We start from the raw sequence: 13,563 nt of genomic DNA, 5'->3' as shown, positions 1-13,563 counted from the left end.
TAGGCTATCTGAATGTCTTCCGACGAGTTAGGCAATGGAGAAACCTGCATGAAAAACAAAAGTCTAAATTTTAAAATGATCTTTGTGATGTGCACCCTGCTGTTGGGTTCGATCACTATCACGGCGATTGGTTTGATGCGTTTGAAATCAATGAACCAATCGGTCAATGCGCTGGTAAACGAAAAAAGTGCGCGCGTATCTTTGATTAAAGATATCCGCTCTATTTTCTATGTACAGCTGATCAACGAGAAGAACTATATTCTTGTCGATGACCCTAAAGAGATCGTCGTTATAGAAGAGCGAATGACGAAACGTCATGACGAAATCATCAAAAAAGTTGATGAGCTTGCCGCCATCTCTACGGAACTTGGCAAAGAAGAGCTTACAAAGTTTAAAGCCGTCTATAATCAATGGTGGGCAAACTCCCAAGAGATTCGCAAACACGTTCAGGCTGGAAATGACGAGCATGCCTCCAAGATTAGTACAGTTGATAATCGTGAGTTGCGTTTGAATGGAGAGAATCTGATCGATACAACGGTAGATCGTAACGAAAAGAAAATGCATGAAGAAGTGCTTATTCTTGAGGAACAATATAAAGACGCGCGCTTTATGATGATCCTTGTGACAATTCTTTCAATGCTTATCGGTGGTTCGATTGCTGGATGGGTTCTTTACAAACTTAGTAAGTCTATCAATGGCATCATCAACGATCTTACTGCAGCATCACAACAAGTTGCATCGGCCTCTGACCAAATTGCCACGGCAGCGACAGAGCTTTCAGAAGCAACGACAGAACAGGCAGCATCTCTTGAAGAATCCGTTGCGACGATCGAGGAGCTTTCCTCTATGGTTAAAATTAACTCTGACAATGCGGCAACTGCTGCACAGCTCTCTGGCGAAACAAGTGATTTAGCTAAACGTGGCGAGTCCGAAATGAACTCTTTAGGTCAATCGATGACAGATATCGCAGCTGATTCTAAGAAAATTAACGATATCATCGCGGTTATTGACGATATCGCCTTCCAGACAAACTTACTGGCACTGAATGCCGCTGTAGAAGCAGCTCGTGCGGGTGAACAAGGTAAGGGCTTTGCGGTTGTTGCCGAGGCCGTTCGCGCGCTTTCACAAAGAAGTTCTGCTGCCGCAAAAGATATTGGTGATTTGATCCGCTCCAGTGTTACTCGTATCGATAAAGGTAGCGATCAGGCATCGAAAAGCGCTAGCGTATTGGCAGACATCCTGAATTCAGTCAAAAAGGTCTCTGCATTGAACAATGAGATCGCCTCTGCAAGTGTTGAGCAATCAAATGGTATTGGTCAAATTAGTAAAGCAATGAACCAGCTAGATCAAACGACTCAAGTGAATGCAGCATCTTCAGAAGAAGCAGCGGCATCCTCTGAAGAACTTGCAGCTCAAGCAGAAAGCCTTGGTAATGTGATTCAAGATTTAGCTGTCGCAATTAAGGGAAAAACGACTAAAAAAGAGCCCGTTATAGTACCTAAATTAGAGCGTAAAACTCTGAATTCTAAAAGTGAGCGCGATGATTTCGTAGCGGCCTAGTTTTGACTTTTCTATGATATTTCGACAAGTTAACTAAAGTCTCATTTCGAGACAACCCCACCAAACAGGAGCCCTTAAACGGCTCCTGTTTAACATTTTTCCTATCAAAGCCCACGTATTCCTTATTAGCCCGGCACGAGTATCGCAGCACTATCATGAACAAAAGAGGATAATCCATATGAAGAAAAAAGTAATGCTCGCTCTGGCTGTAATCATGGTTCTTGGCTCTGTTAAAGCAATGGCAAGTGATTCATATTATGAAAGTCGTGAGTATATTGATAACGCTATTTCAAAATCTGAAACCTCAGAGGAGAATCTAGCAGCCTCTTTAATGAATAAAATTGAAGGACAAATTCTAACCTTGAAATCATCTGGATTACCAATGGATCGAGTGAGCAATGCATCCGAGTCATTAAGCCTGGGACAGGCTATTTCTAAAGCCGAATTAATAGCAGATGAGCTCAGACAAAATTTTGATGCTTCTAAAGCTCAGCGCTTATCAATCGAACTAGATCAAGAAATAGCATCCCTGATCTCGAAATAGAAAATCTCAATTGATTTGGAGATAGTTATGAAATCGCTAAGACATTCAGTGCTTTTAATTCTATCTCCTATATTCTTAGCATCATGTTCATTTCAGAAAAATCCAAAAAGTGACAATTTTCATCCAGCCGATTATGGGCTTCAACAACAAGCAATTAAACCAACATATTTTTGTGGTGACGAGGACAGCCGGAATGACCTACCCAGCGCCACACTCCTTGCTTTGAGCACATCCGATCAGGCTAAAGATCTTTGTATCGTATGGAAGCAGGTAAAGAAATTTCAAGAAAACGATATAGAAGAGGACAATCTTGAGGTTGTAGATAACTTCACGGAGTCAGCTCTCAATTATATTCTAAAAAGTGGAAAGCCTCTTTCTCATTTCTCCATCTTTGCAAAAGAATTGACCAACCTAAGCATTGCACTGAACGGAAGCTCCTTAAAAAATACGATTGTCATCAATAACATGACGAAAAATTCCGTCAATAATTTATCTCTAATTCCTTACCTCAAAGACAGGATTGATTTACTTTTTCTATCCACAAATGATTTATCTTCAAATGAATTTACAGATTACTGGAAATCTATTGAAGAAATTCATTCAAAAGACAATCTTTGCACAGAGTTAACCCTCAGCAAGGTAATTCTGCATAAGACAGTCTCCGCGCACTTACTTTCTATTTCTAATTCATGCAAATTTAGATTCGCAGCAAGTCAAATTATTGAAGCCCGAACTAGATTAAACGTACCCGTTTCTGATAATGAATTACGATATTTTAGAAATTCTATTAAATCTAAAACGATATCTGTAGATGGCGACAATATTTTAAAAATGCGTAAGGTCGTTTTTACTGCCATTGCTCGAGAAGATGCCAATCTTTTACGTCTAACAAAAAGCATACCGAGAAATGAAAATCTACTTTTTCTATTCACGTTGGCATATTCAACTCAATCGAAGATAGAACCTTTTATCGAGAAGCTAAATCAGAGCGATTTAACCGATGACTTTGAGTGGTCCAAACTAGAGAGCGCTCTAAATTCAAAAGGTCTTAAGCAAGTTCTAAATCTGCTTTATAAGCAAAATATTTTTCCAACGCACGACTCCACCCTTTCAATTGTAGGGGGACTTAAGGAGGCGAGGATGAATCATCCGAGATTTTACTCCGACAGTTCAATTATCGACCTATTCGAATATTTAAGATCATCCACAGGAACTCGACTTCCTGAAGCTCTCCAGAAGACGAAGTACATCGAACAGGAACTTGGCCTTATTTTTAATGGCACAGCTGAGCCAACCTTGATCGAGTCCCTAACAGGTCAAAGCATAAACGACGTAAGGATAACCTTTGTGAATAGCCTGTTATCCTTTTCAAAGTTTCTATTTTCGTTGGAATCTACCCCGGGGACCTATCGAATTAATGGCCCTATCTTCGTAGCTCTTGGAAAACATTCTGACTTAAAAAATGTGGGATCAGAGAAGTTTATTTATTTCGTTAAAGATGATGGCAATATGGGATTTTCCATCAGTATGGATAGTTTTTTAACTGCGATGTCTACTGGAAGGTATGACGATATCAACCTCGACTGCAGCGGACCAGATTGCAACACCATAGTCCCTATTTATCAAGCGGGCACAAGAAGTTTACTTAAAAGAATTGCCGAAAAATATAAGTCGCCGGCTCCTCAATAAAAAAAGCCCAGGTCACCCTGGGCTTTTTTTATGATCTCGATGTGAGAATCAAATTACTTAGCCATGTCGCCAGTGTATTTGAAACCAACAGTGATCATGTTTTTAGTTTGATCTTCCATAGAAGCTACACCGAAATCTTTATCTTTGATTGAAGTGTAAGCTACATGGTAACGGAACGCTTCGTCAGCTTTAGGTACGAACTCAACGCCAACCGCGAATGCATCACGTTTGAAATCAGCAGCCGTGTTACCAGCGTCAGATTTGTTCTCAGACATTTCGTACTTAAGAACTGGGATCCAACCGTTGATGTTGTAACGAGCTTCGATGATTGTCGCGTTAGTTTTGTTATCAGCAGTTGTAGTAGCTGTAGAAGTTTTGTCTTTGTTATCGAAGTATTCGATATCAACAGTCAAATCAGCCATTGGAGCTACACGAACAGAAGCAGCCATCCAAGACAATTCATGTCCGACACCAGCTTGACCAATAGAAGTAGTATCAGCAGTACCAGTTGTGTAGTTCAAGTTAAGAACAACCATTTTTTCAGCGAATGAACCAAGGTAGTTCAAACCGTAAGTATGACCACGATCAGCTGATCTTACGTTGTTTCCAGCAGTCAATACAGTACCGTAGCTTGTCCAAGTTCCAGAGTTTACTTGGTTAGTTACTTGTGCTTCCAACTTGTGGTTTTCAGTGATGCTGTATGCAGCAGAGATACCAGATGAGTTTTCAGGGTTTGCAATCAATGCGCCAGTAGCAGTGAATGTCGGAGTCGCCGGGATACCGGAAACCATAGTACCGCCAACACCACCGTTAGCCATAGATACTAGGTAAGTGTCACCATGAAGGTTTTTTTGACGTTCGAAACCACCAGTGTTCACTTCAAGCTTACCAGCTTTGAACATGAACGCGCCCATTGCTTTACCAGCCCAAAGATGATCAACGAATTGATCAACAGTCATTGATTTTGAAAGGTCAGCATCACCAGTATATGGGCTAACTGCAAACTGAGGAGCGAAAGAACGCAAGTTCCAAGCAGATTCAACAACTGCCTCACCTACGTTACCGTTCAAGTGTAGACGAGCTACAGATGGCGTGAACAAAGATGTACCACCGATAGTTGTGCCAGAGGCGTTATCATAGTCTGGAGTGTTAACATAATCAGAACGTACTTCCAATTTAACACCTGCGAATGCGGAGCTAGCTGCAAGAGTAGCTGCGATCACTAAAAGCTTTTTCATATTGCATCCTTTCGTTTCGTTGCAAATTTGAACTTTCAATTCGTTTAAAAGTATTTGTTTATACAAAAAGGCTAAATAGGACCTTAGGCAAGATCAACAACAAAAGTGACGGGGAACAGGCCGAGCCTTAAAAAAATGGAGTAATTACTTGGTTCAACTCGCAAAAATATTTGTCCAAATATTTTTATGTTTCTCTGATATAAAGACGACGTAAAAAATCACCACAACATCATTCAAACCCGCGCCAGCAGTGAGTTTTGTGCAGACAATTTGAACGCGACGTTTTCCTCAATCTCCCTCTGAAAACCGAGTTATCCACATAAAAAAATTGAAGTCCTTAGGCTCAAAACAACTTTCGATGACGCAAAAGGAAAAAGACTGTCATTTAACCAGATCAAGGTCCTGTTTGATTTTCTTTTTACGTTACGGAACTAGACCATGGTCTTAGTATGAAGGCGCTGAATGACAAACAAACGGATAACAAATCCAATATTCAAAATGCTTTATGCAAGGAGACTTCGGTGCGCATTCTTAAAACACTAGCGGCAACGCTATTAGCTTCATCATCTGTATATGCTGCGGACATTGGCGGAATCACGGTGAACGGTGAAATCGCTTTTGATTATAACTTCTCTCAAGATGGCATCTCTGTTCCATTCGCAGGTGGTGCATCGAATGAAATCTACAGAATTAATACTTCGCAAATCTTAGCAAAGAAAGAAACTGAACAAGTTTATGTTCTTGCTCGCTTAGTTTACAACCCGACAACTTATGTGACTCAGGCGTCTCCCGAAGTTAAATCCACAAGCAATCTAGGCATGCTAGACCAAGTTGAAGTCTACTATAAACCTCGCCCTAACATATATATAGGTGCTGGTCGTTTCTTGACGACAATGGGTTACGAATCTGTTTTGAGATCTGAAAACCTATTCTATGGTTACACAATTGCGTTCCAAGGCATTACACCTGGTTATGGTGAAGGTTTGCGTGCTCGCTACGTGGCTGGTGACTACCTGACCGCAACTATATCTACTTATAATCAATCAAGATACAACATCTATGGTGACGATTATACTCCGACAAAAACAACTGAAGTTTCTGCCAATGGTACACTTGGTGATCTTCAATGGTTTGCGGGTTACTTCTTCGGTAAAGATACAGCTCAAGCTCCAAGCACAGGTACAGCAGAAAATACTTCTAGCAACATCTGGGCTTCCTACCGTATCAACGAAAACCTTTTGATTGCGGCTATGTACGATTCAAAAACTAACAAACCTGAATCAGGTGTTGTTGGTTGGTCAGATGCTACAACGGGCTTAGTAAACTACAAACTTTGGAACAATTCGTTCTCAGTTCGTTATGAAATGATCCGCGGTGCAATGCATATGCGTGAGTTCGATAATGCTGTTTACGGTAACGCGGACAAAGTTAACTCCTTAACTTTGAACGACAAAATTGCTTTGAACGAAAACTTCCACGTTTATGTTGAATACCGTGCCGACCAAGCAGACGAAGAAGTCTTTGAAAAAGATGACACTACTCTAACAAAAAATGCACAACTACTAACTCTAGGTGCACTAGCTAGCTTCTAACCTACAAAAAGGGACCTTCGAGGTCCCTTTTTTTTCGACATCGCGATCAAGTGTGCTAACATTATCCTTAGTAAAGGAAGCAACCTTGAGCACGCACAAAAAGAAGATCCTTACCGGCACAGTCAAAAGACATCCAGATGGTTTCGGCTTCTTTATCCCTGATGATAAAGAACATCCTGACGTTTACATTCCTCGCAATTCCATGGAAGGCGTGATGACCAATGATAAGGTCACAGTCGAAGTCTATCCTGAAAAAAACTCCGATCGTTTTCGCGGAGAAATTATTCGAGTCGTGCAAAGAGGCACAAAAACTTTCGTAGGCCGCTTCTATCGCCTCAATGATAAGCTTGGTATTTTGCGTGATGAAGGCAAAGGCTGGGGACAAGATCTTAAAATCAAGATCGAAGATTCCATGAATGCCAAAGATAAAGAGTTGGTTGCTGCCGAAGTGATCTCTTACCCAGAGGATGGAAAGTCCTTCACTGGAAAAGTAACTTCGGTCATCGGCAATGCACTTGATCCTTTGACTGACATTAAACGCGTGATCTTGTCTTCCGGTATTCCTCAAGATTTTTCTGCTGAAACTTTAGAAGAAGCCAAACGCTTCAAAGAAGTTCCTGATGAACGTGACTATAAAGGCCGTAAAGATCTTCGCGACATAGATCTTATTACGATCGACGGCGCTACAGCGAAAGACTTCGACGATGCCGTTTACGTTGAAATGAATCAAGAAGGCTTCCTTCTTTATGTCGCTATCGCAGACGTGAGCCACTATGTGCAAGTAGGCTCAGCTATCGACCGCGATGCTTATGAACGTGGAACATCTGTTTACTTCCCTAACTTCGTTGTTCCGATGCTTCCTGAAGTTTTAAGTAATGGTTTGTGTTCTCTGAATCCTCACGTGCCACGCCTTTGTATGGTGGCCGAGATGCAATTCGACTTTACCGGCGAGATGACTCGATCTGATTTCTATGAAGCTGTCATGGAAAGCAAAGCTCGCGTTACTTACGGCGAAGCCCAAGAAGTGATCGACGGCAATGGTGCTGAGAAATTCAATCACGTTAAAGACAATATCTTACGCCTCGCTGACCTAGCAAAAATTCTGATGGCGAAACGATTCAAAGAAGGCTCTTTGGATCTGGAAATTCCTGAGACTGAACTGGTTATCGATGGTGCTGGTGTACCAATTGATATCCAACGCTCCGAACGCCTTTTTGCCCATCGCTTGATTGAAGAGATGATGTTGGCGGCAAACGTTGCGGTGGCAAAATTCCTAAATGGAAAAAAAGTCCCTGCTCTTTTCCGTATCCATGAACCGCCAAACGAGATGGCTATCCGTACTCTTGAAAAGTACATGGCAACATTTGGTGGAAAAACAAAACTGGGCCAGGGCAAACTTCAAAAGCGCTTAACTAAGGCTCTTGAAGAGTTTGAGAATCGTCCCGAAGCTCAGATTCTAAATATTTTGACTCTAAGATCTATGAGCCAAGCCAAGTACAGTCCTAATAATGTAGGACACTTTGGTTTGGGCTTTGAAGACTACTCTCACTTTACCTCCCCGATTCGTCGCTACCCTGACTTGATCATTCACCGCCTTCTGAAAACGCAAGTGGTGAAAAGCAATCAGTATCGCTTAATGAGTGAGGATGATCTGGCAACTGCGGGAACTATCCTGTCAGCAGCCGAGCAAAGATCAACGAAAGCAGAACGCCAAGTTCAATCCATTAAAAAAGCGCGCTTCATGGAGAAATTCCTGGGCCAAGAGTTCGATGGCATGATCAGTTCTGTTGCTAAATTCGGTATCTTTGTATTGCTTCGTGAATACGATATCGACGGTTTGGTTCGCCTTGATGATTTAGGTCACGACAGATTCGAGTTTGACGAAGAAAACCTATGCTTGGTCGCTAAACGTTCCGGCATGTCCTACAACATCGGCGATAGCATCCGCATTCAAGTATCCGCAGCCGATCCAGAGTTAGGTCAAATCAACTTCGTTAAAGCAGGGATGGAAATCCGTGACGAAATGGAAGATGAATTTGACGATGAATCTGGCGAGCAAAAGTCCCCAGCAGCACGTTCCGCTGAAAAATACTTGAACCGTCTTCGTAAAAAAGAAAAAGAAACTTCCGAATGGTCTGGCGAAGAACGCCGTCGCAATGATCGCCGCCAAGGAGATCGTCGTAACAATGATAGCGACAAGAAATCATTCAGTGTTCGCGAAGATCGTAAAGGCCACAAAGAGCACAAAGAACGTCGTGATAAAGACCGCGGAGCAAAACCTTCTGTAAAAGAAGACAGAAATCCAAATCAGAAATCCCGCTTCTTTGGTGACAAACGCCAAGACTCAAAAGGACAAGAGGAAAAACAGCAGAAAGCTATGCAATTCCGTCCGGCAGACCGCGAGAATGATAGCAAAAAAGGCCCAGATGAAAGTCTGTTACGAATGATTCTAGGCCCAACAGAATACCGCAAAGCCAAAGGTGAGGACTCTGACGACAAACCTAAGCTTAGTAAAAAATTGCTGTTTGCCGAGCAAAGCAAACTTCGTGATAATGACGATTATTCGGAGATGAACAGTGACAGCCTTAAAGACCGGAAGCCAAATCGGAAAGACTCTAAAAAACGCGGCTCGACTTCGAACGATAGTCGGGGTGTTCGCAAAGCACGGGTTTCACAAGGTCGCGGAAAAGGTAAAACTCGGTAGATTTGTTATCGAGAGATTGAACGCATCCTCTGACATTGAGTCTTATTCAATGGCAGAGCGCATGCGGATGTCATTTGAGGAACTAGGCCCCACGTTCGTAAAACTGGGGCAATTGCTAGCCACCCGCCCCGATTTAGTTCCAGAAGCATATACCAATGAATTTGAAAAACTCCATGACCGAGTTCAGGCACTTCCGTTCAACATCATTGAAGGAGTCCTTAAAGAAGAATTCGGTGAAATGCTTTATAAGACATTCACCTCTATTGATCCGGAACCATTAGGTTCCGCAAGTATCGCACAAGTTCATAAAGCCAGACTCTCCACCGGTGAAGAAGTCGTCATCAAAGTACAAAGACCCGGGATCATTCAAACCATCAATGACGATTTGAATGTTCTGTATCTATTGGCTGAACTTTTAGACACTTATGTTCCAGAAAGCCGCCCCTTCAATCCTGAAGCCGTCGTGCAGGAATATTTTAAAACTTTGGAACTTGAAACTGACTTTATTGTTGAAGCCAACAATATCCGTCGCTTCCAAGAAAATTTCAAAAATGATCCGTCCATCAAAATCCCCCGCGTATACCTAGAGCTTTCCACAGAAAGAGTCTTAGTGATGGAGGCCCTGCCTGGCGTCCCACTGAGTGCTGAATCGAATATTCGGGAGGGGATCGATTCTCACGAAGTGATCAAACGAGGTTTGGGTGCTTACCTAAAAATGGTATTCACTGACGGACTCTTCCATGGTGATCTGCATGCTGGGAACTTCTTTGTTCTGCCTGACAATCACATTGGATTGATTGATTTTGGTGTTGTTGGTCGTCTTAATAAGCGCACACAATCCACTATCGCTAATATGCTCTTGGCACTTTCAACCGAAGACTATGAGCGCTTGGCTTTTGAGTACGTTGATTTGGCTCCTTTCTCTGATCAGGTCAATGTGGATCTCTTCGCGAAAGAACTTCGCGAGTTGATCGCTCCTTACTATGGTTTGACACTTAAGAACGTCAATCTGGGTAAATTACTTTTAAGATCTTCAGGAATTGCAGCAAGACATCACATCAAAGTTCCGACAGAACTGATGATGTTCTTTAAATCGATCATTACGATTGAAGGCATTGGCAGAAAACTACATAAAGATTTCGACTTCCTTCAATACTCACTGGCATTCGCAGGTGAATTGGCAAAAACCCAACTAGGCCCAGCAAGAGTCATGGATGAAATGAGCCAAATCGCTCGCGAATCCAGAAGCTTTCTGAATGCTTTGCCACGACAATTGAATTTCTTTTTTAGAAAGATCAACAGCCCCGACCATGCTTATCGAATCAAAGTTGCTGAGCTTACGGACCTAAAACGCTCCGTTGAGTCTTCATTCAATCTTTTGTTCCTGGGAGTGATCATCGGCTCGTTGATTTTAAGCTCGGCCTATATCTCGGTACATCCTACCGAGAACCATCTGGGCGGCATCCCGACAATGAGCTTTATTGGATTTGGATTAGCAGTTATCACTGGCATCATTGCCTTTATTAATTATATCAAAAAGCCCTGAGGTAAATGAATGCAGCAACTGTACTATGAAATGAGCATCCTGGCGAAAGCTGTTAACTTCAAAAATCTTTCGGCTGCGGCACTTCATGTTGGCTTAAGCCAACCCCAGCTTTCCAGAATCATCGCTAAGATCGAAGACGAACTAAAAATCGTTCTTTTGGATAGATCCGCTAAGCGTAAATCAGGATGGACGACCGTCGCTTTTCAGCTGGCAGAAATCTTTGAAAAATCCATTCGTCGCTTAGAAACAGAACTTCAGGGCATCAGTAATAATCAAATGGTGGGCGAGCTGCATATCGGGACGCTCGAAGGCCTTTCTGACTTTGCCTTGAACACTTGCCACCAATGTTTCACTGAAGTGGGCGTAAAGAAAATCACGCTGGATATTTTCGACCTAAATGAGCTTGAAGCTAACTTCCTGTCAGGAAACTTGGATTTGATCTTTACGTCCAAATCACCGGGACGCCAAAAGTTCAAATATCTAACGGAGCTGGGATTTCAAAAGCTAGAGCTCGTTGAATCGAACAAAAACTTCGCTGTTTTAAGTAGCTTTGAATACGGCAGAGCCAACAAAAAAGAGCTAGAAAATTTTGGTCACGTCTTCGTTTCCAACTCCTTGTCTGTGCGCAGAGCTTGGTTGAAATCAACTGGTGGGACTGGGTACCTTCCTACTGAAGCAAAACGTGGTAAAGCAAAAGATGCTGAGCCCGTTCTGATGATCGGATCTGAATTACTGAATCCCGTCCTATGGGAAAATATCACGGAAGCCATCGGCGAATAAAAAAAGAGGATCTGTCACCAGATCCTCTTTTCATTTCTAGCTATAGAAATATTTAGTGCGGAGTTGGCGGCTCGATAACTTCGCCACCATTTTCAGAGATATAAAGGTGATCCAAACCTACAGTCACACCGAATCCACCGTTAAGTTTCATCGACATATTCAATGCCAACTGCGGCCAACCAACTTTAACAGCTTGGAATGAACCCGCACCAATGATCACAGCTGCGTCACCATTCGTCGCCAAGTATTTACCCAAAATTACGTCTGGATCTGAATTGAACAAGCTGATTTCACCAGCTACGCCGTGAAATTTCAACCAACCAAGACCCACTTGTGGTCCGATGCAATGAGCACCCATCGTGATTTTTACTGGGCGACTCCACTTAGTACCATGAGTGTTCACACACTTAATAGTGCCATACGCCGTAGTTTTAAACTTACCTGCGATGATTTTTACACCTTTAGACACACCTTTAAAATGCATACCACATGTCCAGATGCGCTTAGTTTGCATTGAAATGTCGTCATTCATCATCGACATATCCGCCGTCTCTGCTTTCGCAACAACGCCAGCCAAACCTACAGCTAATACAACGAGCAGCTTCTTCATGAATCTCTCCTTTAAATCTTCCGTGATTGGAATTCTTTTTGTGTAGCTCTTATTCAGAACTAGCACGGAGAGGCACGCAAGTCGGTGGATGAAAGACATGAAAAAGGGCAGCACTTATGCCGCCCTTACATGTTACCTAAAATAGAGGTGTCGATTATCGTTGGGAAGAGACAAACTGATTAATGATATCTGCCACTTCAGCAGACTCATTGATCACACGTTGGCTGATTGCCACGTTTTCGATGAAGTAACCAAAGGCACGGATATTTTGTGTATGACCCAAAATAGGTGTGACGTTTTGCAGGTTGTACTTCGGATTCATGTAGCCGCCCGCTTGAAACAAATCCACATAGTTAATATCTGGACGTTTCTTGAAAGCCCAGTCGCGTGCCGTTTGAGCCACGTGGCAACTTACACAGTCCATATTTTCAGGATTAAAGATTTTCGGATTTTCGATACGCATTGCCGCGTACACTTCCTTACGGATCAAATCCTCATTGCCTACCTGCATGTTTGCAGAATTCACCACGATCTTATTCAGAGTATCGTCGCCTTCTGGTGCCGGAGAAATCATACCTTGATCAAAGTGGTCTGCAGGAATCGCACGATTGATAAATGCTTGAGCTGCGCGATCTGTACGGTGGATCTTAAACATTTGCAGCTTGCCGCCCTTAACGTCAAAACCGCCAAAGGCCCACATATCACCCGCACCACGCAAAACCATCGCAGTGACACGAGTTAAGTTTTCAACGCCTGCGTATTTCAAAACGATGTTGTTGAAATCAGTGATCGAAGTAGCGTCTTCTTTTGCACGAGCCCAAATAGGATGAACTTGCAAAGGCATACCAGCAGTATTGATTTTGTATTTGTCTTTCCATGCTTGGAGGTCGTTCAACAAGGAAATGAACTCCTCATCTGTCAAAACATAGAAGGCGTGAATTGCAGCATCTACGGTTTGTGCTTTAAAGCGCCCCTCTTCCAAAGGTTGCCATACCAAGCGCAACTGACGTTGGCAGCTTTGTGGGGTAGGAAGTGGAAAACATGGATCAATACGCATTGCGATCACACGCATATACTCATTCGTTTGATCAGGCGTCATAACCGGAGACAATGGCGGAATGGTATCCATGAAACGAGCCGGGAATAAAGGACCACCACGGCCTTGTGATTTAAAACTTAACAATTGGTCTTCACCCACTTTACGTGGAAGTGGCATTAGATAAGAGACATCGTTCAGATCCCAGAACGCTGCCGCAGACGCAGTTACGGACAACAAACAACTGATGAGAAATGCTAATAT

The 13,563-nt window shown here is 42.7% G+C and carries 10 protein-coding genes; 7 read left to right on the top strand and 3 right to left on the bottom strand.

Features of this window, described 5'->3' with window-relative positions; translation table 11 throughout:
- The first annotated feature begins 48 nt into the window (after positions 1–48).
- The 3 genes from ACLVWP_RS01875 to ACLVWP_RS01865 all read left to right on the top strand — a co-directional run bounded on the left by ACLVWP_RS01875 (position 49) and on the right by ACLVWP_RS01865 (position 3,793).
- Positions 49–1,560 (top strand): methyl-accepting chemotaxis protein, encoded by a 1,512-nt coding sequence (locus tag ACLVWP_RS01875; RefSeq protein ID WP_413559684.1) that lies wholly within the window; start codon positions 49–51, stop codon positions 1,558–1,560.
- A 178-nt stretch (positions 1,561–1,738) separates the two neighbouring features.
- The gene (locus ACLVWP_RS01870; protein ID WP_413559683.1) at positions 1,739–2,104 is read left to right on the top strand and encodes a hypothetical protein; all 366 of its coding nucleotides are present in this window, start codon (positions 1,739–1,741) and stop codon (positions 2,102–2,104) included.
- Positions 2,105–2,131: 27 nt separating this feature from the next.
- Positions 2,132–3,793, top strand: a complete 1,662-nt coding sequence (locus ACLVWP_RS01865) for a hypothetical protein (RefSeq protein WP_413559682.1) — start codon at positions 2,132–2,134, stop codon at positions 3,791–3,793.
- A 53-nt stretch (positions 3,794–3,846) separates the two neighbouring features.
- Here the strand turns inward: ACLVWP_RS01865 and ACLVWP_RS01860 are convergent, their stop codons facing one another.
- Positions 3,847–5,031: a hypothetical protein gene (locus tag ACLVWP_RS01860; protein WP_413559680.1), complete on the bottom strand. Its 1,185-nt coding sequence runs from the start codon at positions 5,029–5,031 to the stop codon at positions 3,847–3,849.
- Positions 5,032–5,480: 449 nt separating this feature from the next.
- On the opposite strand from ACLVWP_RS01860, the gene ACLVWP_RS01855 reads away from it, so the two are divergent.
- The 4 genes from ACLVWP_RS01855 (at position 5,481) to ACLVWP_RS01840 (ending at position 11,653) form a co-directional block, all read left to right on the top strand.
- Positions 5,481–6,623 carry an outer membrane beta-barrel protein gene (locus tag ACLVWP_RS01855; protein ID WP_413559679.1) on the top strand — a complete coding sequence of 381 codons (1,143 nt, stop codon included), beginning with the start codon at positions 5,481–5,483 and terminating at the stop codon, positions 6,621–6,623.
- A gap of 85 nt (positions 6,624–6,708) precedes the next feature.
- Positions 6,709–9,327 carry a ribonuclease R gene (rnr, locus tag ACLVWP_RS01850; RefSeq protein ID WP_413559678.1) on the top strand — a complete coding sequence of 873 codons (2,619 nt, stop codon included), beginning with the start codon at positions 6,709–6,711 and terminating at the stop codon, positions 9,325–9,327.
- 16 nt (positions 9,328–9,343) lie between these two features.
- Entirely contained in the window at positions 9,344–10,873 is a 1,530-nt protein-coding gene (locus ACLVWP_RS01845; protein ID WP_413559677.1) for an ABC1 kinase family protein, read from the top strand.
- Positions 10,874–10,882: 9 nt separating this feature from the next.
- Positions 10,883–11,653, top strand: a complete 771-nt coding sequence (locus ACLVWP_RS01840; RefSeq protein ID WP_413559675.1) for a LysR family transcriptional regulator — start codon at positions 10,883–10,885, stop codon at positions 11,651–11,653.
- Positions 11,654–11,705: 52 nt separating this feature from the next.
- On the opposite strand, the gene ACLVWP_RS01835 is transcribed toward ACLVWP_RS01840, so the two are convergent.
- Both ACLVWP_RS01835 and ACLVWP_RS01830 read right to left on the bottom strand, forming a co-directional pair.
- Positions 11,706–12,263, bottom strand: a complete 558-nt coding sequence (locus tag ACLVWP_RS01835; protein WP_413559673.1) for a hypothetical protein — start codon at positions 12,261–12,263, stop codon at positions 11,706–11,708.
- A gap of 154 nt (positions 12,264–12,417) precedes the next feature.
- Positions 12,418–13,536 (bottom strand): hypothetical protein, encoded by a 1,119-nt coding sequence (locus tag ACLVWP_RS01830; protein WP_413559671.1) that lies wholly within the window; start codon positions 13,534–13,536, stop codon positions 12,418–12,420.
- Between the last annotated feature and the right edge of the window lie 27 nt (positions 13,537–13,563).

This window comes from Bdellovibrio sp. HCB209, assembly GCF_047306065.1.
GTDB lineage: Bacteria > Bdellovibrionota > Bdellovibrionia > Bdellovibrionales > Bdellovibrionaceae > Bdellovibrio.
This window is presented reverse-complemented; position numbering and strand designations above follow the sequence as displayed.